The sequence below is a fragment of the Streptomyces sp. NBC_01351 genome (assembly GCF_036237315.1).
Classification (GTDB): domain Bacteria; phylum Actinomycetota; class Actinomycetes; order Streptomycetales; family Streptomycetaceae; genus Streptomyces.
Map to the genome: position 1 here is coordinate 5,774,865 of NZ_CP108356.1, position 25,512 is coordinate 5,800,376.

The window sequence follows — 25,512 nt, forward strand, 5'->3', positions numbered from 1 at the left end:
GTCAGGCGCGCGGCTGCACCCACAGCGCCTCGCCGACCGCGCACAGTTCTCCCTCGGCGGTGGTCAGGGCCGTGCCCACCGTGTACTTGCGGCCCGAGCCCGAGAGCAGCCAGGCGTACGAGACCAGGCCCTCGCCCACCGGCACCGGCCGCAGCAGCCGGGCGGTCAGCGCGGCCGTGACCGCGCCGGCCGGGCGGCCGTCGAGCAGGCGCCCGGCCGCGTTCCCGGGGCAGTCCAGTGCTCCCCACACCAGCTCGGCCGGCAGTATCCCGTCCGCGCCGCCCAGCTCCCGGCCGGGGGTCCAGGCGGTGGCGACCATCCCGCCGCCCGGCACGACCCCACAGTGCAGGCGCAGCCCGGTGGCGGGCGTCCGGTCCAGGCCGCAGCCGAAGCAGTCGACCTGCCCTGCCGGCGGGGCCGCCCGGTAGGCCTCGGCCGCCGCCACCGCCTGCTCCCAGGAGGGTGCCTCGGGGGAGTCCGTGCCCTCGAAGGCGGCGGGGGTCGCCACGGCCAGCAGCAGCTCGCCGTCGGTCGCCTCGCAGCCGCCCCCGGGGGTCCCGGCGAGCCGGACCGGAGTCTCGGTGGGCACGGGCCGCCGGAAGTCCACCCGTACCGTGTCCGCGGTGGCGCGGGCGGCGAGCAGCCCCGCCACGTAGCCGCCGTAGGCCACTCCCGGGTAGCCGTGGAGGTGTTCCGGAACCGTGATCGTCTCGAAGGTGCTCATACCGACCAGCTCATCACATCGGCCGTCACCACGGACGGCGTACGGTCGTCCGCCACGGCCAGCGGTTCCCCGCCCGGGGCCCAGACGGCCGAGCCGCCACAGCCGGTCCACGGGCCCGCCGGGCCGACGTGGTTGGCGAGGACCACGTACAGGCCGTGCTCCTTCGCGATCCCGGGGTGGACGGTGGCCCGCTCGTGGATCCCGCCGCCCGTCCCGTACAAGGAGCTCGCCAGGTGCACCCGGCAGCCGTCGTCGGCGCCGCGGCCGGGTAGCTCGGGGAAGTGGTTGTCGTAGCAGATCCCCAACGAGAAGCGGATCCCGCCGAGTTCGAATCGCCCGTCGCCCTCGCCGGGCGGGAACCGGCCTAAGCCACGGGCGCCGGCCCCTCGAGGCGCTCGCCCCGGGTCCGGAGCAGGGTGAGTTCCGTCAGGTTGAGGGCGGTCACCACCGCGGTCAGGAGCAGCAGCGCGCCCAGCGAGGGCAGCAGCGCGGCCAGTGGCAGCAGGGCCAGGGTGGCCGCCGCGGTCACCAGCCGGGTCAGCGACCAGGACCGGAACAGGTGCCAGCGCGTGTACCCGAAGGTGGCGAGGTAGAGGGCGCAGCCCCCGTAGAGGAGGGCGGTCACGCCGAGCGGGAGCCGTTCGCCGGGGTGCGCGACGGCCTCGGCCATGCCGACGGCCACCGCGATGATCGAGGCGATCAGCGAGAGGTGCCCGTACGAGAGGACCTGCCGGGCCACGTCCGCTCGTACGGCCGCCGTCTCCAGCCCGTGCCGGACGGCGCCCGCGGCCAGGTGGAAGTACACCCACCACAGGCTGCACACGAGGACGAAGGCCAGGGCGACGGCCGCGAGCGTGCCGGCGCCGAGCGACGCGGCGGAGGCCACGGGGGCGCCGACCGCCACGATCGACTCGCCCAGCGCGATCATCACGAACAGGCCGAACCGCTCGGCGAGATGGCCCGAATCGAAGGCCAGGCGCATCATGTTGCGGCGCGTCAGCCGGGGCGCGGCCAGGTCCACGGCGGCGGCGAGGGCCCACAGTGCGATCCGGGCGTTTCCGTCGAGGAACCCGCCGGCGAGCAGCAGCGGGCCGCTGACCAGCACCGACAGGGTGACCGGCGTCAGTTTCGGGCGCCGTCCGCCGCCGTGCGCCAGCGCCGCGAGCAGCAGGCGGGCGCAGAAGTAGGCCCCGGCGAACAGCAGCCCGCGGTCGCCGAAGGCTTCGGGCAGGGCCAGGGCCATCATCAGGCCGCACAGCCCGGCCCCGAAGAGCCCGAGCCGGTTCAGCGGCCGGTCCGCGTCGTGGGTGTTGGAGTACACGGTGTTGCCGACCCACACCCAATAGATCGGAACGAAGGCGATCACGGCCCGCCCGGTGCCGGCCCAGCCGTGGTCGTGGTGCAGCAGCGCCGAGACCTGTGTCACGGCGAACACCAGCACCAGGTCGAAGAACAGCTCCGACCAAGCGACCTTCTTTTCCGTTTCCATCCCCAACTCCCCCCGGTAGTCCGTCGGGAGAAGGATGCCCGGGTGGATCGGGCGGCTACGCGCCGGGGGTCGGCGAAGGGCCCCGCAACAGGGTCAGGAAGGCGCGGAACGAGGCCGGCATGTCCACCGATTCGGGGGCGAGCAGCCACTGGAACTGCAGCCCGTCGCTCACGGCCGCCAGCAGCGGGGCCGCCTGTTCCGGGGTGAGGCCCGACGGGAGGCGCTCGCCGAACTCGGCGCGCAGTACCGAAGCCATCTCCCGGCGGACCTGCTCGTAGCGCTCGGTGAAGAACTCGCGGGCCGGATGTCCCTCGGTGACGCTCTCGCCGAGCAGCGCCGAGAAGGTCTGCACGATGCCCGGGCGCATGGCGTTGTACTCGACCAGCGAGTCCAGCAGGTCGAGGCGCCAGCTGCCGGCCGCGGCGCGCGAGCCGCCGCCCGTGTCCCACCGGTCGCGTTCCTCCAGGACCGCGACGAGCAGGGCCTCCTTGGTGGGGAAGTAGTGCAGCAGCCCCTGCTGGGTCAGGCCCACGCGTTCGGCGACGGTGGCCAGGGACGCTCCCCGGTAGCCGCGCTCCGCGATCACTTCGAGGGCCGCGAGGACGATCTGCTCGCGGCGCTCCTCGCTCCTGGCTCGGACCATCGCCCCGCACCCCATTCCCTTCACGGCCTCCAGAGGACCGTACGGCATGCGTACATCACGAACGCATCACGAACCCTACCGTTCTACAGGGAACGGGTCCACGATGGGGGCACCGCACAGCACCCGCACCGCACTCAACGAGGAGGCACGGCCGTGACCGATGCCGATCAGGTCCGCGAGAACGAGCAGATCCGCGAAGACGCCGTGGAAGCGGCTCTCGACAAGCTGGATCTCGACACCAAGGCCCGTCTGCTTTCCGGTCAGGACATGTGGTCCCTGCCCGCGCTCCCCGAGATCGGGCTGCAGTCCCTGGTCATGTCCGACGGCCCCATCGGGGTCCGCGGGGTGCGCTGGACCGCCGACGACCCCTCCATCGCGCTGCCCTCGCCCACCGCGCTCGCCGCGGCCTGGGACCCGGAGCTCGCCCGCCGGGCCGGCCGGCTCCTCGCCCAGGAGGCCCGCCGCAAGGGCGTCCACGTCCTCCTCGCCCCGACCGTCAACCTGCACCGATCCCCGCTCGGCGGCCGGCACTTCGAGTGCTACTCCGAGGACCCCTACCTCACCGGCGCCATCGGCAGCAGTTACGTGAACGGCGTCCAGGACGGCGGGGTCGGCACCACGGTCAAGCACTTCGTCGGCAACGACGCGGAGACCGAGCGGTTCACCGTCGACAGCGTCATCGCCCCGCGCCCGCTGCGCGAGGTGTACCTGGCCCCGTTCGAGGCCATCGTCGCCAATGCCCACCCCTGGGGCATCATGACCGCCTACAACCGGGTCAACGGCACGACGATGACCGAGCACACCTACCTCGTCAACGAAGTCCTGCGCGCGGAATGGGGCTTCGACGGGTACAACGTGTCCGACTGGATGGCCGCCCGGTCCACCACCGGGGACATCCTCGGCGGCATGGACGTGGCCATGCCCGGCCCGCAGACCGTCTACGGACCCGCCCTCGCCGAGGCCGTGCGCGCCGGTGAGGTCCCCGAGTCCGCCGTCGACGCGGCCGTCCGCAACGTGCTGCGCCTCGCGGCCCGCGTCGGCGCCCTGGCGGGCGCCCCCGCCGTGGTCGAGGAGGTCCCGGCCCCGATCGACGGGCAGGCCCTGGCCCGCGAGCTCGCCGCCCGCGGCTTCGTCCTCGTGCGCAACGAGAACGGAACCCTGCCGCTCGACACCGCCGCCGGCCGCACCGTCGCCCTCATCGGCGCCGCGGCCCGCGACGCCCGGGTCCTCGGCGGCGGCTCCGCCACCGTCTTCCCCGAGCGGATCGTCTCCCCGCTCGACGGCCTCACCGCGGCCCTCCCCGAAGGGGCACTCACCTTCACCGTCGGCGCCGACCCCTCCGACGAACTGACCCCCGCCGACAAGGGCTTCGAGCTGCGCGCGGTCTGCCGCGACGCCTCCGGCGCCGTCCTCGGCGAGGGCAGCCTGCCCTCCGGCCAGGTCCAGTGGATCGGCGACGACCTGCCCGAGGGCGCCTCGTACGAGACGATGGCGAGCATCGAGGTCACCGGAACGTTCCTGCCGCGCGATAACGGTGCGCACGCCTTCGGCACCCGCGGGCTCGGCGCCTTCACCCTCACCGTCGGCGGGGAGACCGTGTGGGAGGGCGTCCAGGAGCTCGGCAACGAGGCGGACCCCTTCGAGGCCTTCTTCGGCGCCCCCAACGAGCGGGCCCGCGTCACCCTCACCGAGGGGGAGCCGGTCGAGGTCTCGCTGACCTACCAGGTCCCCGACATGACCGCGCTGCCGCTCAAGGCGATCATGTTCTCGCTGCTCCACCTCGGCCCGCAGCGCGAGGCCGACGCGCTGATCGCCGAGGCCGTGGAAGCCGCCCGGGCCGCCGACACCGCGGTCGTGGTCGTCGCCACCACCGAGCGCGTGGAGTCCGAGGGCTTCGACCGCAAGGACCTCCGCCTTCCCGGCCGCCAGGACGAACTGGTCCGTGCCGTCGCCGCCGTCAACCCGAACACGGTGGTCGTGGTCAACGCCGGCTCCCCGGTCGAGCTCCCGTGGCGCGACGAGGTCGGCGCCGTGCTCCTGACCTGGTTCCCCGGACAGGAGGGCGGGGCCGCGCTGGCCGACGTACTCCTCGGCGACACGGAGCCCGGCGGGCGACTGCCCACCACCTGGCCCGCCGCCTTCGCCGACGCGCCCGTCACCGAGGTCGTCCCCACCGAGGGGCGCCTGGAGTACTCCGAGGGCCTGTTCATCGGCTACCGCGCCTACGAGGCGCAGTCCGTCGAGCCCGCCTTCCCCTTCGGGCACGGCCTCGGCTACACCGACTGGGCGTACGAGTCCCTGGAGGCCACCGCCGACACCGTCCGGGTCCGCCTCACCAACACCGGCACCCGGCCCGGCCGCGAGGTCGTACAGATCTACCTCGCCCCGGTCTCCGACGCCGTGGAGCGCCCGGCGAGCTGGCTGGCCGCCTTCGCGGGCGTCGAGGCGGGCCCCGGCGAGAGCGTCGAGACCGAGATCGCCCTGCCCGCCCGGGCCTTCGAGATCTGGGACGAGGCGGCCCGCGGCTGGCAGCGGATCGGCGGCACCTACGAGGTCCGCGCGAGCCACTCGCACGGCGACACGCGACTGACGGCGACGCTCGACCTCGCGTGACACGCCGTATGGCCGGAAATCACCCCTGTTGGGGGTGATGCGGAGCCGGACCGGGGGAAGGTCCTGACACCTTCTCCCGGTCCTTCGCGCATGTGAGCGTCAACGCGGCGGCTGCGCCGCCGTCACCTGTCGGTGCGCCAGTTCCGCGAGCCGCGCCTGCCCGTCCTTGCCCGGATGGAACCAGTCCCAGCGGCTCAACTGCTCCGCCGAGAAGGGGTACTGGAACACCGCTCCGCCGTCGTAGCGGCACAGCGAGTCCTTCGCGCAGACCTCGCGCAGCACCTCGTTGTACTCCACCACCCGCGCCCGCACCTGCTCCCGCCGGGCCGTCGCCCCCGAGCCCGCCGACAGCGGGTCGGCGAGCATCGACTGACAGATGCCCAGCTTCCAGATCTGCCGCACCATCGGGCTGTCCTTGCCCTGCTCCCACAGCCGCTGGAGGTCCGGAACGCTGGAGACGTACACCTGGGAGGTGGGCGAGGCGGCCCGCAGTCCCGCGAGGGCATTCTCGAAACCGGCCCGGAAATCCGCCACCGGAGTCATCGCCGAAGCCGTGGGCCGGCAGGCGTCGTTCGAGCCCACCATGACCGTGACCAGGTCGGGCTTGTGCCCGGCCGCCTCGGCCAGCTGCTGCGGCAGGTCCGCCATGCGCGAGCCGGTCACCGCGTGGTTCCAGCTGCGCGCGGGGGCCTCGGCGTCCCCGATGAGGCGCGAGGCCAGGGAGCGCACCTCCGGGTCGTTGCCGGTGGCCCAGGAGACCTCCGGGCAGTCGGCCAGGACCGAACAGGCGTCGAAACCACGGGTGATCGAGTCGCCCACCGCCGCGATGGAGGCGGGCGCGGTGTTCCAGCGCGGCGCCGCCTGCGCCCCCTGTTCACCCTCGTCGCCCGACCCGCCCGAGCTGCATCCGGTCACCGCCCCGGCCAGCAGCACGACCGTCGCGCCCGCGCCCGCGAATGCCCGGCGCGCGCGACGGCGTGCGGGGGTGGTGCGCATGGGAAGGTCCCCTCCTCGTCGTCCCCGCGTGGTTCGGGGGGTCCTGCTGAGTGAAAGCTCTGTGTTTACGGGCCTCGGAGCGACCGTACGTCACACCATGACCCCCGGCGCACGGTAGCTTTTTCCCGTGGCGTTTCGGCCGCAAGTCCCGTAGCGCAATGTCAAATAATTTCCGTTACATTACATCACGTCACATACTGTCCGTTTTCTGGAGTTTATTCCTGACCTCGTCCCACACTGGAGGTCCCGGTGACGACACGTGGAGTTCTGTACGTGCATTCCGCACCGCGCGCGCTCTGCCCGCATGTGGAATGGGCTGTTGCGGGCGTGCTCGGGGTGCGGGTGAACCTCGACTGGATCCGGCAGCCCGCCTCCCCCGGCACCTGGAGAGCCGAGTTCTCCTGGCAGGCCGAAGCGGGCACCGCCTCGAAACTCGCCTCAGCGCTGCGCGGCTGGCACCTGCTGCGCTTCGAGGTGACCGCGGAACCCTGCCCGACCTCCGAGGGCGAGCGCTACAGCTCCACCCCGGAACTCGGCATCTTCCACGCCGTCACCGGCATGCACGGCGACATCCTGATCCCGGAGGACCGGCTGCGCGCCGCCCTCGCCCGGTCGGCGCGCGGTGAGACCGACCTGGAGGCGGAGATCGCCAAACTGCTCGGCAAACCCTGGGACGACGAACTGGAGCCCTTCCGCTACGCGGGCGAGGGCGCCCCGGTCCGCTGGCTCCACCAAGTGGTCTGAGTTCTGTACGTGCGAAGGGCCCCGTCCGGCATCTGCCGGGCGGGGCCCTTCGTACGTACAGAACTCAGACGCTGCGGAACGCCAGGGTCACGTTGTGACCGCCGAAGCCGAAGGAGTTGTTGATCGCGGAGATCGGACCGTCGGCCGGCAGCTTGCGCGGCTCGTCGCGGACGATGTCCGCGTCGATGTCCTCGTCCAGGTCGTCGCAGTTGATCGTCGGCGGGGCCAGCCGGTGGTACAGCGCCAGCACGGTCGCGACGGTCTCGATGCCGCCGGCGCCACCGAGCAGGTGACCGGTCATCGACTTGGTCGCGGAGATCGCGATGTGGTCGAGGTCGTCGCCCAGCACCTTGCGCAGGGCCTTCAGCTCGGCCGTGTCACCCTGCGGGGTCGACGTGGCGTGCGCGTTCAGGTGGACCAGCTCGGCCGGGTCGAGACCCGTGTTGTCGAGCAGGTTCTGCACCGCGGCCGCGACACCGCGACCCGTGGGCTCCGGCTGCGCGATGTGGTGGCTGTCCGCGGACAGACCTTGGCCCAGCACCTCGCAGTAGACCCGGGCGCCACGCGCGGCGGCGTGCTCGGCGGACTCCAGGATCACGACGCCCGCGCCCTCGCCCAGTACGAAGCCGTCACGGGCCTTGTCGTACGGGCGGGAAGCCTGCTCGGGGTTCTCGTTGTTCTTGGACATCGCCATCATGTTGGCGAACGCGGCGATGGGCAGCGGGTGGATCGCCGCCTCGGTGCCGCCCGCGACGACCACGTCGGCGCGGCCGGTACGGATCATCTCGACGGCGTAGCCGATGGCCTCGGCGCCGGAGGCACAGGCGCTGACCGGAGTGTGCACGCCCGCACGGGCGTTGACCTCCAGGCCGACGTTGGCCGACGGGCCGTTCGGCATGAGCATGGGGACGGTGTGCGGGGAGACCCGGCGCACGCCCTTTTCCTTCAGTACGTCGTACTGGTCGAGCAGGGTCGTCACGCCGCCGATGCCGGAGGCGATGACAGTGCCCAGGCGCTCGGGGACGATGGACTCGTCCTCGCCGGCCGGAGCGGTGTAACCCGCGTCGGCCCAGGCCTCACGGGCCGCGATGAGGGCGAACTGGGCCGAGCGGTCCAGCTTGCGGGCCAGCGGGCGGGGCAGGACCTCGCTCGGGTCCACGGCGGCCTGGGCGGCGATACGAACCGGGAGTTCGGCGAAGCGCTCACCCTCGAGGGGCTTCACGCCGGAACGGCCGGCAAGCAGACCTTCCCAGGTCGAAGCGCTGTCGCCACCCAGCGGAGTGGTTGCGCCGATACCGGTGACGACCACGGTGCGATTGGTCGGGCTCACAGGAATTCTTTCTCCACGTCTCAGGGGGTGCTGAATTGTCACGGCGCCACCGCCGGGTGGCGACAAACGCTGGTCGGACTTAGGCGTCCTGGTGCTTCAGGATGTAGTCCGCGGCGTCGCCGACCGTCTTGAGGTTCTTGACGTCCTCGTCCGGGATCTTGACGTCGAAGCGCTCTTCGGCGGCGACGACGACCTCGACCATGGACAGCGAGTCGACGTCCAGGTCGTCGGTGAAGGACTTGTCGATCTCGACGTCCTCGACCGGGATGCCCGCGATCTCGTTGACGATGTCGGCGAGACCGGCGACGATCTCTTCCTGGGTGGCGGCCATGTGGCGCTCCTTCTATAGCTACTGAGGTGGAACAGGGCTGGGAACGTATCCCGGCCCTAGGGGAGGGTAACGACCGTCGCGGCGTAGACGAGTCCCGCCCCGAAGCCGATGACGAGCGCGGTGTCGCCGCTCTTCGCCGCTCCGGTCGCCAGGAGCCGCTCCATAGCGAGCGGGATCGAGGCGGCCGAGGTGTTGCCGGTGGTCTCCACGTCACGGGCGACCGTCACGTGCTCCGGCAGCTTCAGAGTCTTCACCATCGAGTCGATGATCCGCATGTTTGCCTGGTGCGGAATGAAGACGTCCAGGTCGTCGGCGGTGATCCCGGCGGCGTCGAGCGCCTGCTGGGCCACCTTGGCCATCTCGAAGACGGCCCAGCGGAAGACCGCCTGACCCTCCTGCGTGATGGCCGGGAACTTTTCGCCGCCGCCCTTGCCGGTGTACTCGTCCCACGGCACCGTCTGCTTGATGGTGTCGGACTTGTCGCCCTCCGAACCCCACACCGTGGGGCCGATGGCCGGCTCGTCCGAGGGACCGACGACCACGGCGCCGGCGCCGTCACCGAACAGGAAGGCCGTCGCGCGGTCCTCCAGGTCGGTCAGGTCCGAGAGCCGCTCCACGCCGATGACGAGCACGTACTCCGCCGAGCCCTCGACGACCATGCCCTTGGCCAGGGTCAGGCCGTAGCCGAACCCGGCGCAGCCGGCGGAGATGTCGAAGGCGGCGGGCTTGATCGCACCGACCCGGTGCGCGATCTCGGTCGCGACGGCCGGGGTCTGCTTGAAGTGCGAGACCGTCGAGACGATCACCGCACCGATCTGCTCGGGCGAGACGCCGGCGTCGGCCAGCGCCTTCCCGGAGGCCTCCACCGACATCGCGGCGACGGTCTCCTCGGGCGAGGCCCAATGGCGCGTCGCGATGCCGGAACGGGAACGGATCCACTCGTCGGACGAGTCGATCGTCTCCAGGATGACCTCGTTGGGCACCACACGGGCCGGGCGGTAACCGCCGACGCCGAGGATGCGGGCGTACGGGGAGCCCTTGGCCGGTTTGATCTTGGACATGCTTGTGGGCTCCTTCTCTCAGGCCGCGGGCTCGGCGAAGAGCTGCTTGGCCTTGTCGAGATCCTCCGGCGTCTTCAGGGCGACGCTCGGCACGCCCTTCAGCGCGCGCTTGGCCAGGCCCGTCAGGGTGCCGCCGGGGCAGAGCTCGATGATTCCCGTGACGCCCAGCTCACCGAAGGTCTCCATGCACAGGTCCCAGCGGACCGGGTTGGCGACCTGGCCGACCAGGCGGGCGACTACATCGGCGCCCGAGGTGACGACGGCGCCGTCCTTGTTGGAGACGTACTTCAGGGCCGGGTCCGCCGGGGAGAGGGCCTTGGCGGCCTCCTCCAGCGTGGCGACCGCCGGGGCCATGTGGTGCGTGTGGAAGGCGCCCGCGACCTTGAGGGCGACGACCTTCATGGAGCCTTCGGGCTTCTCGGCCTCCAGGGCAGCGATCTGCTCCATGGTGCCGGCGGCCACGATCTGGCCCGCGCCGTTGATGTTGGCCGGGGTCAGGCCCAGCTTCTCCAGGTGTGCGACGACGACGTCGCGGTCACCACCGAGGACCGCGGCCATGCCGGTCTCGGTGACCGCGGCGGCCTCCGCCATGCCCAGGCCCCGCGTCCGTACGAACGACAGTGCCTCGGCCTCGGACAGCACGCCCGCGTACGCGGCGGCGGTGATCTCGCCGACGCTGTGGCCCGCGACGGCACCGAAGGCCGAAGAGGAACCGAGCGCGGCAGCGGACAGCAGACCCGCGGCGACCAGCAGCGGCTGGGCCACGGCCGTGTCGCGGATCTCGTCGGCGTCAGCCTTCGTGCCGTAGTGGGCAAGGTCCAGCCCGATGGCGTCCGACCACGCGGCGACGCGGTCGGCGGCACCGGGAAGGTCGAGCCAGGGAGTCAGGAAGCCGGGCGTCTGAGCGCCTTGGCCGGGAGCGACGAGTACGAGCACCCTCACACTCTCTCTTGTGGATGGCCCCTGCCGCCGGTGGGGACAGGGACCAAGAACGGTCGGGGTAATTGTTGATGTCCGACAAAAGTCTAGGACTGCGGATCCCCGTCGGCCAGGCGCCCCAGAATCAGGGCGATCCGCAGCGTGAACGCCGAGCGGACATCCGAAGGCGACCAACCGGTGACGTCGGTCACACGTCGCAGCCGGTAGCGCACCGTGTTGGGGTGCACGAACAGCATCCGCGCCGCCCCTTCGAGGCTGCTCGCCTGCTCCAGGTAGACGCTCAGCGTTTCCAGGAGCGCGGACCCGGCCTCCTCCAGCGGTCTGTAGATCTCCTCTACCAGCTGCTCACGGGCAGCGGGATCCGAGGCGATCGCGCGCTCCGGCAGGAGATCGTCCGCCAGCACCGGTCGCGGGGCGTCCTGCCAGGCCGTGCAGGCCTTCAGTCCGGCCGCCGCGGCCTGCGCCGACTTCGTCGCGTTCAGCAGGTCGGGCACCACCGGACCGGCCACCACCGGACCGGCCGCGAACGGTCCGATCAGGGACTTCGCGACCTGCATCGGGTTGTCGCTGCCGCCCGCGATGACGACCAGGCGGTCACCGAGCACGCCCGTGAGGACCTGGAGCTTGTGGTGGCGGGCCGCGCGCCGGATCGCCTCGACCGTGAGCTCGCTGTCCCCCTCCGGCGCGGTGCCGAGCACCACGCACACGTGCTCCGGGGAGTTCCAGCCGAGCGCCGCCGCCCGCGACAGCGCACCCTCGTCGGCCTCGCCGGACAGCACCGCGTTGACGACGAGGGACTCCAGCCGGGCGTCCCACGCGCCGCGCGCCTCGGCGGCCTGCGCGTACACCTGGGCCGTCGCGAAGGCGATCTCCCGGGCGTACACCAGCAGCGCCTCGCGCAGGATCTGCTCGTCGCCCGGGGCGGCCACCTCGTCGATCGCGGCCTCCATGACCTCGATCGTCGTGCGGACCATCTCCACCGTCTGGCGCAGGGTGATGGCCCGGGTCAGCTCGCGGGGAGCCGTCCCGAAGACGTCCGTGGAGATCGCCTGCGGGGTCTCCGGGTGCCGGAACCACTCCGTGAACGCGGCGATGCCGGCCTGTGCGACGAGGCCGATCCAGGACCGGTTCTCCGGGGGCATCGCCCGGTACCACGGCAGGGTCTCGTCCATGCGCGCGATCGCATTGGCGGCGAGCCGGCCGGAGGACTTCTCCAGTCGGCGCAGCGTCGCGGTGTGCGGATGGGCGGGAGCGGGATGCGCGGCTCGTGTCGCGGGGGAATGCTCACGTTCGGGTTGGGGCACGTGACAAGACTGCCCTATCGGCGGGGCTGCGCGGAGTCCGGTCCCGTGCCCGCCGCCGCGCCGGCGCTACGGTGGCCCCCATGATTGATGTGCGCCGCGGAGATGACCGGTACGAGGGCGGGGACCCGGCAGCCGGGATCACCAGCCGCCACGCCTTCTCCTTCGGATCCTTCTACGACCCGGACAATCTGCGCTTCGGACCCGTCCTGGCCTGCAACGAGGAGACCCTCGCCCCGGGCGCCGGATTCGACGAGCACCCGCACAGCCACACCGAGATCGTGACCTGGGTCGTCGAGGGCGAACTCACCCACCAGGACAGCACCGGCGAGAAGGGCCTGGTCCGCCCCGGGGACGTACAGCGGCTCAGCGCGGGATCCGGGGCGCGGCACGTGGAGCGCAACGACGGCACGGAGCCGCTGCGCTTCGTGCAGATGTGGCTCGCGCCGCTGACCGCCGGCGGGGAACCCTCCTACGAGGTGGTCGAGGGCGTCCCGGACTCCGCGCCCTACGAGCTCCCCGCGGCCGGCGCCGTCCTGCACGTCCGGCGGCCCGGCGCGGGCGAGCGGGTCCCCGTACCGGCGGCGGAGCGGGTGTACCTGCACGTGGTGCGCGGGGACCTGCGGCTGGACGGGGCCGAGCTGGGCCCCGGGGACTCGGTGCGGATCACCGGCGAGGAGGGCCTGGTGGTCACCGCCGGATCCCCGGGGGAAGTGCTGATCTGGGAGCTGCCCGCCTAACGCTTGCGCAGCTCGGCCAGGACCGCGTCGGTGAAGGGGGTCCAGGCCTCGACGGCCCACGGGCCGAAGGCGCGGTCCGTCAGGGCCACGCACGCGGCGCGGGCGTCCGGGTCCACCCACAGGAAGGTGCCCGACTGGCCGAAGTGGCCGAAGGTGCGCGGCGAGGAGGAAGCGCCCGTCCAGTGCGGGGACTTGCCGTCGCGGATCTCCACGCCGAGCCCCCAGTCGTTGGGGGACTGGTGCCCGTAGCCCGGCAGGACGCCCTTGAGGCCGGGGTGCACGACGGAGGTGGCCTCCGCGACCGTGCGGACGTCGAGCAGCCGGGGCGCCTGCAGTTCGGCGGCGAAGCGCAGCAGGTCCGTGACGGTGGAGACGCCGTCCTTCGCGGGAGAGCCCTCCAGGCTGCTGGACGCCATGCCGAGCGGCTCGAAGACCGCCTGGTGAAGGTACTCGGCGAAGGGGATCCCGGTGGCCTTGGCGATGTGGTCGCCGAGCACCTCGAAACCGGCGTTCGAGTACAGCCGGCGGTCCCCGGGCGGGGCCGTCACCCGGTGCTCGTCGAAGGCCAGGCCGCTGGTGTGCGCGAGGAGGTGACGGACCGTCGACCCCTCGGGCCCGGCCGGCTCGTCGAGCTCGATCGCCCCCTCCTCGTACGCGACGAGGGCGGCGTACGCGGCGAGCGGCTTGGTCACCGAGGCCAGCGCGAAGCGGTGGTCGACGGGCCCGTGGGAACCGGCCAGGGTCCCGTCGGCGCGTACGACGGCCGCCGCGGCCGTGTCCACCGGCCAGGAATCGATGATCCGCAGGCTTTCCATGCTGTTGACGCCCTCCACGCTCTCCATGCCGCCGAGCCTACTTGCTTGGAGTGCACTCAAGGGTTTTAGCGTGGGGCCATGAGCCAGAGCCTGACGCAGACGCGGTACACGATCAGCGAGGTCGAGGCCCGGACCGGTCTGACCCAGCACACCCTGCGCTGGTACGAGCGGATCGGACTCATGCCGCACGTGGACCGCTCCCACTCGGGGCAGCGCCGCTTCAGCGACAAAGACCTCCACTGGCTGGCCTTCGTCGGCAAGCTGCGGGCCACCGGGATGTCGGTGGCGGACATGGTCCGCTACGCCGAGCTGGTCCGGGAGGGCGAGCACACGGTCGACGAGCGCCGCGCGCTGCTGGAACGGACGCGGAGCGAGGTGCGGGCGCGGCTCACGGAGCTGACGGACGCGCTCGCCGTACTGGACTACAAGATCGGCATCTACTCGGGGAAGGCACGGCCATGACGGACCGGAAGCACATCGGAGACATCGAACGGATCGAGCGGGCCGAACTCGGCAAGGGCGGCCCGCTGGTCGGCGTCCAGGGCCTCGGCTGCATGGGCATGAGCGAGTACTACGGGCGCACCGACGAGGCGGCGGCCCGCGACACGCTGGACGCGGCGCTGGCCGCCGGGGTGACCCTCTTCGACACGGCGGACGTATACGGGCGGGGCGCCAACGAGGAGTTCCTCGCCCCGTTCGTGGCCGCGCACCGGGACGAGATCACCCTCGCCACCAAGTTCGGCATAGAGCGGAACGACGACCCGGCCCACCGGGCCATCCGCAACGAGGGCGCGTACGTCCGGCGGGCGGTGGAAGCCAGCCTGCGCCGGCTCGGCGTGGACGTCATCGACCTCTACTACATGCACCGGCGGGATCCGGCCGTGCCGCTGTCGGAGTCGGTGGGCACGATGGCGGAGCTGGTGGCCGAGGGCAAGGTCCGCCACCTCGGGCTCAGCGAGGTCACCGGCGCGGAGCTGCGCGAGGCGCACGCCGTCCACCCGATCGCGGCGCTGCAGTCGGAGTGGTCGCTCTTCAGCCGGGACGTGGAGCGCAGCGCGGTGGGCGCGGCGGCGGAACTGGGCGTGGCCTTCGTGCCGTACTCCCCGCTGGGGCGGGGCTTCCTGACGGGGGCGTTCGCGGACGCGGCCGCCGAGCTGTCGGAAGGCGACTTCCGGCGCCACCAGCCGCGGTTCAGCGGGGACAACGCGAAGGCCAACGGGGCGCTGCTGGCCCCGATCAGGGAGGTCGCCGAGGCGCACGGGGCGAGTGCGGCGCAGGTCGCCCTGGCGTGGGTGGGGCAGCGGGCGGAGGTACACGGCCTGATCGTGATCCCGATCCCGGGCACCCGCAAGCCGGGTCGCCTCCGCGAGAACACCGCCGCGACGCGGATCCGCCTCACGGCGGCGGAGCTGGCCCTCCTGGAGCCGATCGCCGCGGGCGTCGCGGGGGACCGCTACCCGGACATGACCTTCACCTCGGTGGTCCGGGAGGTCTGAGGTCCGACCGCGCCGCCGCCGCCGGGGCTCCGCCCCGGACCCCGCGCCTCAAACGCCGGCGGGGCTGGATTTGGCCGATGCCGTCCGCCAGGCGCGGCTGGATCGCCCGGCGTTTGAGGACCGGGGCCGGGCAGAGTCCGGTTCTTTCAGCCTCGCCGGCGTTTGAGGCGCGGGGGTGGGTCCGGGGCGGAGTCCCCGGGGAACGCCGGAAGGGCGGGTAGGGGACGGCTCCGCGCAGCGGCTCCGCCCCGCGCCTACAGCGACTCGGCGGAGAAACGATCCCGCAGCGCCGCGTACTCGGCGTCCGTCAGCAGCCCCGCCGTGTACAGCTCGCTCAGGTGCCGCAAACGGTCGTCGCCGGACCGGGCCCGGGGGACCGAGGACACCGCCGCTCGGCTCTTCACACCGGCCAGGACGGCGGCGGCGAACGGCAGTGACTCGTGCACCGCGCCGTACCCCACGGCGAAGACGGCCGCCGCGAGGTCATGGCTCGGCCGGGGATCCGCGGCCGCGTCCCGCACCAGCAGCCGTAGGTGGCCGCCGGGCCCTTCGGGGGAGCGCCACTCCACGCCGGTGAGCGCGGAGAGCGGGTAACGCTGGTCGCAGGCCTTCCACTTGGTGCTCGTGGCACCCGTACGGGACCAGTGGAAGTCGACCGCCGACCCGTCGAAACCCACCCGCGCGTCGTACGCCTTCAGGTGCAGCGGTGGCTGCGGTACCTCGACCAGGAAGCGCTCGCACGGCTCGGCCGGATCCGGCCCGAGCCGGGACGCCAGGGCCTCGGCGAAGGCGGCGGCGTGCGCGGCCCGTTCACCGGGAAGCACCAGCCGGTACGGGTCGCAGGCCTCCCGCAGCTGCCCGGCGGCGGCCTCCATCAGCGGGTCCGCACCCGGCCGAGGGACGGCGCGCAGCACCACCGAGTCCCGCTTCCCGGCGGTCACGGTCACCCCGGACACCGCTTCCAGGGGGATCCGGCGTGGGCCGAGGGCGTGGAAGAGCCTTGGCGTTCGCATCCCCCGTGCGAAGCGGATGAGCATCGAGTCCGAGTCGAGGTCGAACTCCCAGACGGCATGGTTTCCGGCCAGTACGTCACCCATGCGGCACATCGTAAAGGGAGGCACCCCCGCGCGTCCCCCTCACTGCGGGGCCCGATTTCGGGCCCTCTACGCGCGTCAGCCCTGCTCTGCCGCGGAAATTCCGCGTCGGCACGCGTCGTCCCCGGTCGCGCAGCTGATGGAACCGAACGCGCCGCTTCCGACCTCGGCGAAGTTGCGCACCGAGTCCGTGCCGGGCGTGAAGTACCCCGCGTGGCTCTTGGCCCCGGCCGAGGAGAGCAGCCGGGCGCCGAAGCCCGGGGACACCGGGTCGGCGCCGTGGCCCAGCCCGCCGACCTCCAGGTGCGGTACGTCCGCGATCCAGTCGCCCTCGTCCCGGGTGGCCCAGACCCGCGCCGAGGTGTGCAGCCCGTCTACGTTCTCCGCGCGCATGCCGGGGCTGCCCGCGACCACGATGTCCGTGACCCGGGCGGGCAGTTCGCGCGCGGCGACCCCGCACACCACCGATCCGTAGCTGTGGCAGAACAGCGCCACGCCGGAATCCCCGGGCAGGGCGCCGGTCAGCGACTTCAGCCGGGCGGCGCCGTCGACGGCCATGCGGCCGGTGGCGGCGTCCATGCCGACCCCGGTGGGGGCGCTGTAGCCGGCCCAGGCGATGACCGCCGTCGGGCTGCCGGGCGCGGCCGCGCGCTGGGCCTCGTACAGGGACTCGGCCATGCCGACGGGGGCGGTGAAGTGGCGCTGGGTGCGCTCGAAGGTGATCACGTCGGTGTCGGCGCCGGGGACGATCACCGAGACCCGGCGGGCCCGTTGGAGGTCGCCGAAGACCTCGGCGACCAGGCCGGTGCCGGTGGGGTCGAAGGCGAGGATCTGCCGGCCGGGTTCGGCGAGCGAGGCGAAGCGGTGGGCGCGGCGGTCGGCCGTCGCGCGATCGGCGGGGGTGAGGGCGATATCGCGGCCACGGGCCTCCTCGACCCGGCCGGCCTGCCGCAGGCCGAGCAGGTTGGCCCGGTAACGGGTGGCGGTGGGGGCCCCGTCGAGGTTGCCGACGACGAGGGGGTGGGCCTCGGTGAGGCGGGCCCGCGCGGCGCCGTCGAGGCCGGCGAAGAATCGGGCCACGGTCGACGCGTCCGCGTTCGCGGGGGGTACCGGGCGGCCGTCGATCCGGGCGCTCGCCCAGGCGGCCAGCGCGGCGGCCCGCAGCGGGGTGCCGCCCTCGGGGCGGTGCACGGCCGTCCAGCCGGTGGTGGCGAGCAGCACGAAGACCACCGCGAGCGCGAGCAGGGTGCGCAGGGCGGCAGGGCGCGGTTCGGCGCCGAGGGCGGTGGGGTGGGCGGGGCCGGGCACGTTCACTACGGCCAGCGTAAGAGACACCTCCCCGCCGCAGCGCTCCGGGTGACGCGCCTCACGGCCGACCGTGGCACCCGTACGCCCACCCGGACGGGGTCGGGTTTGTGGCGGGGCGTCCCCGCAGGGCGTCGAAGGCAACCCCCTCGGCCCACCGACCCCTCGAACCGTTCGACGCCCGAGGAGACGCCCCGGCGCGCGCCCGGCCACGGCCGGGCCCACCCGGACTCCGGCCCCGGCGACCCGGCCGCCCAGGTGGCGGGCCCGGACGGGCGCGTCACCGTCGGCGGGCCGTGGGCGTGGGGCGATTTCAGGCCGGACGGCGCCAGGGGGCGGACAGGGCCGGGCCGATCTGGTCGAGGTAGGTCTCCGTCATCCGGCGGATCGCGGCCACGCTGGTGTCCTCGCCCTGGCCCCAGAGCCGCCCCGTGACCCGCATCACGCCGGTGAACGCCGCGACCGCGACCCGGGGTCGCGGGTCGGTGTCCACGTCCACCCCCTCGCGCTCCGCGATCAGCCGGGCGACGCGCTCCTCCAGCTCCGTCGAGCGCCGCAGGTGCACCGCGAGCAGCGCCGGGGTCGACTCGATCAGCTGATAGGTGCGCATGTAGAGGTCGACCGGGACCACCTCCGAGATGGCCTCGTCGAGGGTGTCCCACGCGTCGAGGACCGCTCCCCGCATCGCCTCGAAGGGGCCTTCCCCGGCCGGCCGGGACCGCAGCGCCGCGACGAAGTGCGACTCCACCTGCTCCTGGACGGCGAAGGCGACCTCCTCCTTGTTGGCGAAGTAGCGGAAGAAGGTGCGCTGGGAGACCTGCACCGCGTCGGTGATCTCGTCGACCGTCGTCCGCTCGTACCCCTGGGCGACGAAGAGCAGCAGTGCGGCGCGCAGCAGCGCGTCCCGGGTGCGCCGCTTCTTGCGCTCGCGCAGTCCGCCGGCGGCTCCGCTCTCGGCGGCAGCGGTGTCGGTCATCACCGCAGGGGTCCTTTCTGAAGAACGCTGATCTGACGCTGAGTGAGCGGTCAGGGTACCTGTGACAGACCTGACAGTTACTGTCTCGTTAACCCGTCTGTGAAGTGTCAGTCGCTGTCACTAGCCTGTCCGCATGACTAGTCAGATCACCCTGGCCAAGGATTCAGGCCCCGCTCCGGACCGCGCGGGGTTGCGCGGCCACCCCTGGCTGACCCTCTTCGCCGTGGCGATCGGCGTCATGATGGTCACCCTCGACGGCACGATCGTCGCCGTCGCCAACCCCGCGATCCAGCAGGACCTGAACGCCTCGCTCGCCGAGGTGCAGTGGATCACCAACGGCTACCTGCTGGCCCTCGCCGTCTCCCTGATCACCGCGGGCAAGCTCGGCGACCGCTTCGGCCACCGCCAGACCTTCCTCATAGGCATCGCGGGCTTCGCGCTCTCCTCCGCCGCGATCGGCCTGTCGACCGGCGTCGAGCTCGTCATCGCCTTCCGCGTCGCCCAGGGCCTGTTCGGCGCGCTGCTGATGCCCGCCGCGCTCGGCCTGCTGCGCGCCACCTTCCCCGCCGAGAAGCTCAACATGGCCATCGGCATCTGGGGCATGGTCATCGGCGCCTCGACCGCGGCCGGCCCGATCGTCGGCGGCCTGCTCGTCGAGCACGTCAGCTGGCAGTCCGTCTTCTTCATCAACGTGCCCGTCGGCATCGTCGCGCTGATCTTCGGCCTGTTCATCCTGGTCGACCACCGGGCGGCGAACGCCCCGCGCTCCTTCGACGTCCTCGGGGTCCTGCTGCTGTCGGCCGCGATGTTCTCCCTCATCTGGGCCCTGATCAAGGCCGCGGAATGGGGCTGGGGCGACTCCCGCACGGTGCTGTTCCTCGCCGGCTCCGTGCTCGGCTTCTTCCTCTTCGCGTTCTGGGAGACCAAGGTCTCCGAACCGCTGATCCCGCTGGGCATGTTCCGCTCGCTGCCGCTGTCCGCGGGCACCGTGCTGATGGTGCTGATGGCCTTCGCCTTCATGGGAGGCCTGTTCTTCGTCACCTTCTACCTGCAGAACGTGCACGGCATGAGCCCCGTCGACAGCGGACTGCACCTGCTCCCGCTGACCGGCATGATGATCATCGGTTCCCCGCTGGCCGGCGCCGCCATCACCAAGGTCGGCCCGCGCATCCCGCTCGTCGCGGGCATGGCCGCCACCGCCACCGCCTGCTTCGGGATGGCGCAGCTCACCCCGCAGACCGGCACCCTCACCATGTCCCTCTGGTTCGCGCTGCTCGGCCTCGGGCTCGCGCCCGTCATGGTCGGAGCCACCGAGGTCATCGTCGGCAACGCCCCGCTGGAGCTGTCCGGTGTGGCCGGCGGGCTCCAGCAGGCCGCCATGCAGGTCGGCGGCAGCCTCGGCACCGCCGTCCTCGGCGCGGTCATGGCCAGTACGGTGAGCAACTCGTTCGGGGACAACTGGCGGGCCGCCGAGCTGCCGCCGCTCACCCCGGAGCAGATCGAGGGCGCCGAGATGGGCATCCAGGTCGGCATCGCCCCGGTGCCCCAGGGGGTCCCGCCCGAGATCGCGCAGAAGATCACCGAGGTCGCCCACACCACGTTCGTGGACGGCATGGGCACCGCCTTCACCGTCGCGGGCGTCGTCGCGGTGCTCGCCGCGGTCGTCGCGTGCTTCACCAAGCGCGGTGAGAACGCCTCCCAGGGCGCGGGCGCGGCCCACATCTGAGCCGCCGCTCCCCGACCCCGGAGGCGTCAACTCCGTACGTACGACAGCCCCGCCGGACGGTTCCGGCGGGGCTGTCGCCTATCAGGGTGGAGCTGCCCGGGGCCCCTTCCGCCCGACCGTCTTCGCAGGTCAGCGTGGTGTCGACGAAGCCCCGGAAACGGTCCGGGAGCCGCCCGTCCACAAGGAGTTGACCCGTCATGCGTACGTGGAACACCACTTTCGCCGTCCTCGCCCTGACCCTGACCGCCCTGATCCCGAGCACGACCGGCTCCGCGCACGCGGCCGGACCGCCGACGCTGACCGGCTGCGCCACCGGGCAGTTGTGCCTGTGGGCGAAGGCGGAGTTCAAGGGCAAGCGGCAGGCCTTCGAGCTGAGCGGCCTGGACATCAACAGCTGCACCGCACTGCCCGCCGGGACCACCGCGCAGTCCCTCACCAACCGGACCGGGCGCCCGGTCACCACCTACCAGTCGGCCGAGTGCGCGGAGACCGGCGAGTTCCAGACCTACCCGGGCGACGGGGTCTGGCTGCCCCAGTCGCCCTACCAGGTCAGGGCGTTCAAGGTGTGGGAGCACTAGCCGCGCGCGGCGCCGGGGCCCCCGGCGGGGGCCCCGGTACGTCGGCCGCCGGGCCACCCAGCCGGGCGACCTCGGCGCGCAGCGCCCGTACCTCCGCCTGGAGTTCCTGGAGGGCGGCCAGCTGGAGCCGCTCCGCCCGGTCGTCGCGCTCGAAACGGGCGATGAACCAGGCGGCGATGTTCGCGGTGACCACACCGAGCAGGGCGATCCCCGACAGCATCAGCCCGACGGCCAGCACCCGGCCGAGGCCGGTGGTGGGGGAGTGGTCCCCGTAGCCGACGGTCGTCATGGTGGTGAAGGACCACCACACCGCGTCGCCCAGGTTCTTGATGTTCCCCTCGGGCGCATCCCGCTCCACGCTCAGCACCGCGAGCGAGCCGAACATCAGCAGCCCCACGACGGCCCCGGCCACGTACGTCGTCAGCCGGATCTGCGGAGCCATCCGGGCCCGCCGGCCCACCAGCAGCAGGGTGGCGACCAGCCGGAGCAGCCGCAGCGGCTGGACCAGCGGCAGCACCACCGCGGCCAGGTCCAGCCAGTGCGACCGGACGAACTGCTTCCGGTCCCTCGCGAGGGCCAGGCGCACCAGGTAGTCGAAGGCGAACGCCCCCCACACCGCCCACTCCGCGTAGGTGCAGGCCCGATGCACCGCCGGATCCGCGTCGGGCGCCACGATGGGCACGGCGTACGCCACGGCGAAGGCCACGGCGAACACCAGCAGCGGAGCCTGCGTACGGCGCTCCCAGCGCGTCAGGATGGAGGATTCCTTCATGCGGAGCATCGTAAGGAACGCCTGAAACGAAGGTGCCCCCGGTAGAACCGGAGGCACCTTGGCTCTGCTTTGAGACGGCTACGCGTCGCCGCCGGCCGGGCCCGGGTCGGCCGCGGCCACGTCCAGCAGCTGGTAGCGGTCGACGGCCTGCTTCAGCACCGAGCGGTCGATCTTCCCCTCCCGGGCGAGCTCCGTGAGCGTCGCCAGGACCACCGACTGCGCGTCGATGTGGAAGAAGCGCCGCGCCGCACCGCGCGTGTCCGCGAAGCCGAAACCGTCCGCGCCCAGCGAGGTGTACGTGCCGGGCACCCAACGCGAGATCTGGTCCGGGACCGCCCGCATCCAGTCGGAGACCGCCACGAACGGACCCTCCGCACCCGACAGCTTCCGCGTCACGTACGGGACGCGCTGCTCCTCCTCCGGGTGGAGCAGGTTGTACTCCTCCACCTCGACGGCCTCGCGGCGCAGCTCGTTCCAGGAGGTCGCCGACCAGACGTCCGCCCGCACGTTCCAGTCCTCGGCGAGCAGCCGCTGGGCCTCCAGGGCCCACGGCACGGCCACGCCCGAGGCCATGATCTGCGCCCCGATCGTGCCCGCCGTCCCCGTGGACACCCGGTGGATGCCCTTGAGGATGCCTTCGGCGTCGACGTCCGCCGGCTCGACCGGGTGCTGGATCGGCTCGTTGTAGACCGTCAGGTAGTAGAAGACGTCCTCCGCCTCGGGCCCGTACATCCGCCGCAGACCGTCCTGGACGATGTGCGCGATCTCGTAGCCGTAGGCCGGGTCGTACGCGACGCAGCCCGGGTTAGTCGAGGCCAGCAGCTGGGAGTGGCCGTCGGCGTGCTGGAGACCCTCACCCGTCAGGGTGGTCCGGCCCGCGGTCGCGCCCAGGACGAAACCGCGCGCCAGCTGGTCGGCCATCTGCCAGAACTGGTCACCCGTGCGCTGGAAACCGAACATCGAGTAGAAGACGTAGACCGGGATGAGCGGCTCGCCGTGCGTCGCGTACGCCGAACCCGCGGCGATCAGCGAGGCCGTGCAGCCGGCCTCCGAGATGCCGTCGTGCAGCATCTGGCCGGTCGGGGACTCCTTGTACGCGAGGAGCAGGTCGCGGTCGACCGCCTCGTACTGCTGGCCCAGCGGGTTGTAGATCTTGGCGCTCGGGAAGAAGGCGTCCATGCCGAAGGTCCGGTACTCGTCCGGCGCGATCAGCACGAAGCGCTTGCCGATCTCCTTGTCCCGCATCAGGTCCTTCAGGATGCGGACGAAGGCCATCGTCGTGGCGATCGACTGCTGGCCCGAGCCCTTCTTGGCGGCCGCGTACGTCGCGTCGCCCGGCAGCTGCAGGGGCTTGGCGCGCACCACACGGGTCGGCACGTAGCCGCCGAGCGCGCTGCGCTGGTCGTGCATGTACTGGATCTCGGGCGACTTCGGGCCCGGGTGGTAGTACGGCGGGGCGCCGCTCTCCAGCTGCGCGTCCGTGATCGGGATGTGCAGGCGGTCGCGGAAGCGCTTGAGGTCGTCGACCGTCAGCTTCTTCATCTGGTGTGTCGCGTTGCGGCCCTCGAAGTTCGGGCCGAGCGTCCAGCCCTTGACCGTCTGCGCCAGGATCACCGTCGGCTGGCCCTTGTGGGCCTTGGCCGCCGCGTACGCCGCGTAGACCTTCTTGTGGTCGTGACCGCCGCGGCCCAGGTGCTGGATCTGGTAGTCGGTCATGTTCTCGACCATCGCGCGCAGCCGCTGGTCCCCGCCGAAGAAGTGATCACGGATGTACGCACCCGATTCGGTGGCGTACGTCTGGAACTGCCCGTCCGGGGTGGAGTTCATCTTGTTGACCAGGATGCCGTCGCGGTCCTGGGCCAGCAGCGGGTCCCAGGAGCGGTCCCAGATCAGCTTGATGACGTTCCAGCCGGCGCCGCGGAACTGCGACTCCAGCTCCTGGATGATCTTCCCGTTGCCGCGGACCGGGCCGTCGAGGCGCTGCAGGTTGCAGTTGACGACGAAGGTCAGGTTGTCCAGGCCCTCGCGAGCGGCGATGGACAGCTGCCCGAGCGATTCCGGCTCGTCCATCTCGCCGTCGCCGAGATACGCCCATACGTGGGACTTGGAGGTGTCCGCGATCCCGCGCGCCTCCATGTACCGGTTCATCCGTGCCTGGTAGATCGCCCCGAGCGGACCGAGGCCCATCGAGACGGTCGGAAACTCCCAGAAGTCCGGCATCAGACGCGGGTGCGGGTAGCTGGAAAGGCCGTACGGGGCCTTCGACTTCTCCTGCCGGAACGCGTCGAGCTGCTGCTCGGTGAGCCGGTCCAGGAGGAAGGCGCGGGCGTAGATGCCCGGGGAGGCGTGGCCCTGGAAGAAGATCTGGTCGCCGCCGTCGCCCTCGTCCTTGCCCCGGAAGAAGTGGTTGAAGCCCACGTCGTAGAGGGAGGCGGAGGATGCGAACGTGGCGATGTGACCGCCGACGCCGATGCCCGGACGCTGGGCGCGCGAGACCATGACGGCCGCGTTCCACCGGGTGGCGTTCAGGACCTTGCGCTCGATCTCCTCGTTGCCGGGGAAGAACGGCTCGTCCTTGGTGGCGATGGTGTTGACGTAGTCCGTGCTGCGCATCTCGGGCACGGCCACGCGCTTCTCGCGGGCCCGCTCGATCAGCCGCAGCATCAGGTAGCGGGCGCGCTCACGGCCCCGCTCGTCGACCGCTGCGTCCAGCGAGTCGAGCCACTCCTGCGTTTCCTCCGGATCGAAGTCCGGGACCTGACTCGGCAGGCCGCCAATGATGATCGGATTGCGATCGGATGCGGAAGCCACGCTGTTCCTTCGCTGTCGGGGGAGTCGTGCCTTGTGTTCGCCGCCTCCCATGCTCTTACGCTCGGCCGGGATCGTCATCTTTACCACCGGGTAATCCCCGGAGTCGGCGGGGAACGTAGGGGGCGTGTAACGGTGGGACGGGTGGCGGTTCCGGCCAAATCGCAACCTTACGCCCAAGCCGGGCAGCGCCTTCGTAAGGCCGTTCGTCCCTCAAACAGGTAGGAAAGTCCTCAAGCAATGCCGAATGAGCTGGAATGGTGTGGGATGAATCACCAGAGGTGCACACGGGAAGGCTGAAAGTTGCGGCGAGACGGCCGTAATCGTCACCGTTTCGACGGTCTCGGCGGCCGGGTACTTGCGCGATCCGCCGCGCCCGTGTGGACTACGCCCAATGCTGCGCGTACGCGCGCCGCCGAAGACATTCACCGAACATGAGCAGGAGGCACCCCGTGAGCGCGACCGCGGACCACGCGGAGAGCCTGGCCGCCCGGCTGGGTTTCCAGTCCGAACAGGTGGTCCAGGAGATCGGCTACGACGACGACGCCGATCAGGAATTCCGTGATGCCGTCGAGGAGCTCGTCGGCGAACTCGTCGACGAGGAGTACGACGACGTCGCTGACGCGGTCCTGCTGTGGTTCCGGGAGGACGACGGCGACCTGACGGATGCGCTGGTCGACGCCACAGAGCTGGTCGAGGACGCTGCCCTGATCCTGCTGCTGACCCCCAAGACGGGCCGTGACGGCTACGTCGAGGCCAGCGACATCAGCGAGGCCGCCGAAACGGCCGGCCTGTCGCAGACCAGGAGCGTCAGCGTCGGCAAGGAATGGGCCGCCACCAAGCTGGTGACGCCCAAGACGGCGGCTGCCAAGACCAAGCGCTGAGCCGCACCCGCAGCCGAGCGGACACGCAATCACACCCCGCCTACCAGGTGACCCCGGTCGGCGGGGTGTGTGCGTTCCCGGACCCGGGGCGTCCCAGGCCCTAGGCTTTGACTCACCCGAACAGCCCAACGCAGGGATGCGGGAACG

23 protein-coding genes and 1 pseudogene are annotated in these 25,512 nt (G+C 71.8%); 8 read left to right on the forward strand and 16 right to left on the reverse strand.

The genetic code is table 11. The features are described from left to right. Position 1: 1 nt before the first annotated feature. The 4 genes and pseudogenes from OG625_RS26580 to OG625_RS26595 all read right to left on the reverse strand — a co-directional run bounded on the left by OG625_RS26580 (position 2) and on the right by OG625_RS26595 (position 2,856). The gene (locus OG625_RS26580) at positions 2-724 is read right to left on the reverse strand and encodes a PaaI family thioesterase (protein ID WP_329385985.1); all 723 of its coding nucleotides are present in this window, start codon (positions 722-724) and stop codon (positions 2-4) included. After that, positions 721-1,074: pseudogene (locus tag OG625_RS26585) on the reverse strand (carbon-nitrogen hydrolase family protein); the annotation flags it as partial. The gene OG625_RS26580 and the pseudogene OG625_RS26585, both read right to left, overlap by 4 nt. A 14-nt stretch (positions 1,075-1,088) precedes the next feature. Next, a complete protein-coding gene (locus OG625_RS26590) occupies positions 1,089-2,213 on the reverse strand; it encodes a low temperature requirement protein A (RefSeq protein WP_329385987.1) in 1,125 nt (374 codons plus the stop codon). A gap of 55 nt (positions 2,214-2,268) precedes the next feature. Then, positions 2,269-2,856, reverse strand: a complete 588-nt coding sequence (locus OG625_RS26595; protein WP_329390964.1) for a TetR/AcrR family transcriptional regulator — start codon at positions 2,854-2,856, stop codon at positions 2,269-2,271. 153 nt (positions 2,857-3,009) lie between these two features. On the opposite strand from OG625_RS26595, the gene OG625_RS26600 reads away from it, so the two are divergent. Then, entirely contained in the window at positions 3,010-5,469 is a 2,460-nt protein-coding gene (locus OG625_RS26600; RefSeq protein ID WP_329385989.1) for a beta-glucosidase family protein, read from the forward strand. Between the two features lie 99 nt (positions 5,470-5,568). Here OG625_RS26600 and OG625_RS26605 read toward each other — a convergent pair whose 3' ends face one another. Then, on the reverse strand, positions 5,569-6,465 hold the full coding sequence (locus tag OG625_RS26605; protein ID WP_329385991.1) for an SGNH/GDSL hydrolase family protein: 897 nt from the start codon (positions 6,463-6,465) through the stop codon (positions 5,569-5,571). A gap of 249 nt (positions 6,466-6,714) precedes the next feature. Here OG625_RS26605 and OG625_RS26610 point away from each other — a divergent pair, with 249 nt between their 5' ends. After that, positions 6,715-7,209 (forward strand): DUF3145 domain-containing protein, encoded by a 495-nt coding sequence (locus OG625_RS26610; protein ID WP_031150765.1) that lies wholly within the window; start codon positions 6,715-6,717, stop codon positions 7,207-7,209. 64 nt (positions 7,210-7,273) lie between these two features. Here OG625_RS26610 and fabF read toward each other — a convergent pair whose 3' ends face one another. The 5 genes from fabF to OG625_RS26635 form a co-directional block, all read right to left on the reverse strand. Beyond that, positions 7,274-8,539 (reverse strand): beta-ketoacyl-ACP synthase II, encoded by a 1,266-nt coding sequence (gene fabF, locus OG625_RS26615; protein ID WP_329385995.1) that lies wholly within the window; start codon positions 8,537-8,539, stop codon positions 7,274-7,276. Positions 8,540-8,618: 79 nt separating this feature from the next. Further along, positions 8,619-8,870: an acyl carrier protein gene (locus OG625_RS26620; RefSeq protein WP_329385997.1), complete on the reverse strand. Its 252-nt coding sequence runs from the start codon at positions 8,868-8,870 to the stop codon at positions 8,619-8,621. Positions 8,871-8,926: 56 nt separating this feature from the next. Then, the gene (locus OG625_RS26625) at positions 8,927-9,931 is read right to left on the reverse strand and encodes a ketoacyl-ACP synthase III (RefSeq protein ID WP_329385999.1); all 1,005 of its coding nucleotides are present in this window, start codon (positions 9,929-9,931) and stop codon (positions 8,927-8,929) included. Positions 9,932-9,949: 18 nt separating this feature from the next. Then, positions 9,950-10,867, reverse strand: coding sequence for an ACP S-malonyltransferase (locus OG625_RS26630; RefSeq protein WP_329386001.1), 918 nt, complete (start codon positions 10,865-10,867; stop codon positions 9,950-9,952). An 89-nt stretch (positions 10,868-10,956) separates the two neighbouring features. Then, positions 10,957-12,174, reverse strand: coding sequence for a PucR family transcriptional regulator (locus tag OG625_RS26635; protein WP_329386003.1), 1,218 nt, complete (start codon positions 12,172-12,174; stop codon positions 10,957-10,959). Positions 12,175-12,254: 80 nt separating this feature from the next. Between OG625_RS26635 and OG625_RS26640 the strand changes: the two genes are divergently transcribed. Next, positions 12,255-12,911: a pirin family protein gene (locus OG625_RS26640; RefSeq protein WP_329386005.1), complete on the forward strand. Its 657-nt coding sequence runs from the start codon at positions 12,255-12,257 to the stop codon at positions 12,909-12,911. On the opposite strand, the gene OG625_RS26645 is transcribed toward OG625_RS26640, so the two are convergent. Beyond that, entirely contained in the window at positions 12,908-13,726 is an 819-nt protein-coding gene (locus OG625_RS26645; RefSeq protein ID WP_329390966.1) for a serine hydrolase domain-containing protein, read from the reverse strand. The genes OG625_RS26640 and OG625_RS26645 overlap by 4 nt on opposite strands. A gap of 78 nt (positions 13,727-13,804) precedes the next feature. Here OG625_RS26645 and OG625_RS26650 point away from each other — a divergent pair, with 78 nt between their 5' ends. Together OG625_RS26650 and OG625_RS26655 are read left to right on the forward strand one after the other, a co-directional pair. Continuing rightward, positions 13,805-14,188 (forward strand): MerR family transcriptional regulator, encoded by a 384-nt coding sequence (locus OG625_RS26650; RefSeq protein ID WP_329386007.1) that lies wholly within the window; start codon positions 13,805-13,807, stop codon positions 14,186-14,188. Further along, positions 14,185-15,222 carry an aldo/keto reductase gene (locus tag OG625_RS26655; protein ID WP_329386009.1) on the forward strand — a complete coding sequence of 346 codons (1,038 nt, stop codon included), beginning with the start codon at positions 14,185-14,187 and terminating at the stop codon, positions 15,220-15,222. The genes OG625_RS26650 and OG625_RS26655 overlap by 4 nt, the downstream gene beginning before the upstream one ends. Positions 15,223-15,476: 254 nt before the next feature. Here the strand turns inward: OG625_RS26655 and OG625_RS26660 are convergent, their stop codons facing one another. From OG625_RS26660 to OG625_RS26670, 3 genes are all read right to left on the reverse strand, one after another. Next, entirely contained in the window at positions 15,477-16,319 is an 843-nt protein-coding gene (locus OG625_RS26660; protein WP_329386011.1) for a DUF4429 domain-containing protein, read from the reverse strand. 75 nt (positions 16,320-16,394) lie between these two features. Further along, positions 16,395-17,624, reverse strand: a complete 1,230-nt coding sequence (locus tag OG625_RS26665; RefSeq protein WP_443067908.1) for an alpha/beta hydrolase — start codon at positions 17,622-17,624, stop codon at positions 16,395-16,397. 310 nt (positions 17,625-17,934) lie between these two features. After that, a complete protein-coding gene (locus tag OG625_RS26670) occupies positions 17,935-18,597 on the reverse strand; it encodes a TetR/AcrR family transcriptional regulator (protein ID WP_329386014.1) in 663 nt (220 codons plus the stop codon). Between the two features lie 133 nt (positions 18,598-18,730). Here OG625_RS26670 and OG625_RS26675 point away from each other — a divergent pair, with 133 nt between their 5' ends. Both OG625_RS26675 and OG625_RS26680 read left to right on the forward strand, forming a co-directional pair. Continuing rightward, on the forward strand, positions 18,731-20,323 hold the full coding sequence (locus tag OG625_RS26675; RefSeq protein ID WP_329386017.1) for an MFS transporter: 1,593 nt from the start codon (positions 18,731-18,733) through the stop codon (positions 20,321-20,323). Positions 20,324-20,520: 197 nt separating this feature from the next. Then, complete coding sequence (locus tag OG625_RS26680) at positions 20,521-20,901, forward strand: peptidase inhibitor family I36 protein (protein WP_329386020.1); 381 nt, start codon at positions 20,521-20,523, stop codon at positions 20,899-20,901. Here the strand turns inward: OG625_RS26680 and OG625_RS26685 are convergent. Both OG625_RS26685 and aceE read right to left on the reverse strand, forming a co-directional pair. Further along, entirely contained in the window at positions 20,882-21,673 is a 792-nt protein-coding gene (locus OG625_RS26685; protein WP_329386023.1) for a potassium channel family protein, read from the reverse strand. The two genes, OG625_RS26680 and OG625_RS26685, sit on opposite strands and share 20 nt — an antisense overlap. A gap of 78 nt (positions 21,674-21,751) precedes the next feature. Then, positions 21,752-24,484 carry a pyruvate dehydrogenase (acetyl-transferring), homodimeric type gene (aceE, locus tag OG625_RS26690; RefSeq protein WP_329386026.1) on the reverse strand — a complete coding sequence of 911 codons (2,733 nt, stop codon included), beginning with the start codon at positions 24,482-24,484 and terminating at the stop codon, positions 21,752-21,754. Between the two features lie 449 nt (positions 24,485-24,933). Between aceE and OG625_RS26695 the strand changes: the two genes are divergently transcribed. Then, the gene (locus tag OG625_RS26695) at positions 24,934-25,365 is read left to right on the forward strand and encodes a DUF3052 domain-containing protein (protein WP_329386029.1); all 432 of its coding nucleotides are present in this window, start codon (positions 24,934-24,936) and stop codon (positions 25,363-25,365) included. Positions 25,366-25,512 lie beyond the last annotated feature (147 nt).

Bases quoted from the DNA above. Each gene is read 5' to 3' on its own strand.
- OG625_RS26580 (WP_329385985.1), bottom strand. From the start codon at position 724: ATGAGCACCTTCGAGACGATCACGGTTCCGGAACACCTCCACGGCTAC.
- OG625_RS26660 (WP_329386011.1), bottom strand. From the start codon at position 16,319: ATGGGTGACGTACTGGCCGGAAACCATGCCGTCTGGGAGTTCGACCTC.
- OG625_RS26650 (WP_329386007.1), top strand. From the start codon at position 13,805: ATGAGCCAGAGCCTGACGCAGACGCGGTACACGATCAGCGAGGTCGAG.
- OG625_RS26670 (WP_329386014.1), bottom strand. From the start codon at position 18,597: ATGACCGACACCGCTGCCGCCGAGAGCGGAGCCGCCGGCGGACTGCGC.
- OG625_RS26595 (WP_329390964.1), bottom strand. From the start codon at position 2,856: ATGGTCCGAGCCAGGAGCGAGGAGCGCCGCGAGCAGATCGTCCTCGCG.
- OG625_RS26645 (WP_329390966.1), bottom strand. From the start codon at position 13,726: ATGGAAAGCCTGCGGATCATCGATTCCTGGCCGGTGGACACGGCCGCG.
- OG625_RS26655 (WP_329386009.1), top strand. From the start codon at position 14,185: ATGACGGACCGGAAGCACATCGGAGACATCGAACGGATCGAGCGGGCC.
- OG625_RS26620 (WP_329385997.1), bottom strand. From the start codon at position 8,870: ATGGCCGCCACCCAGGAAGAGATCGTCGCCGGTCTCGCCGACATCGTC.
- OG625_RS26590 (WP_329385987.1), bottom strand. From the start codon at position 2,213: ATGGAAACGGAAAAGAAGGTCGCTTGGTCGGAGCTGTTCTTCGACCTG.
- OG625_RS26640 (WP_329386005.1), top strand. From the start codon at position 12,255: ATGATTGATGTGCGCCGCGGAGATGACCGGTACGAGGGCGGGGACCCG.
- OG625_RS26685 (WP_329386023.1), bottom strand. From the start codon at position 21,673: ATGAAGGAATCCTCCATCCTGACGCGCTGGGAGCGCCGTACGCAGGCT.
- OG625_RS26625 (WP_329385999.1), bottom strand. From the start codon at position 9,931: ATGTCCAAGATCAAACCGGCCAAGGGCTCCCCGTACGCCCGCATCCTC.
- OG625_RS26675 (WP_329386017.1), top strand. From the start codon at position 18,731: ATGACTAGTCAGATCACCCTGGCCAAGGATTCAGGCCCCGCTCCGGAC.
- OG625_RS26605 (WP_329385991.1), bottom strand. From the start codon at position 6,465: ATGCGCACCACCCCCGCACGCCGTCGCGCGCGCCGGGCATTCGCGGGC.
- OG625_RS26680 (WP_329386020.1), top strand. From the start codon at position 20,521: ATGCGTACGTGGAACACCACTTTCGCCGTCCTCGCCCTGACCCTGACC.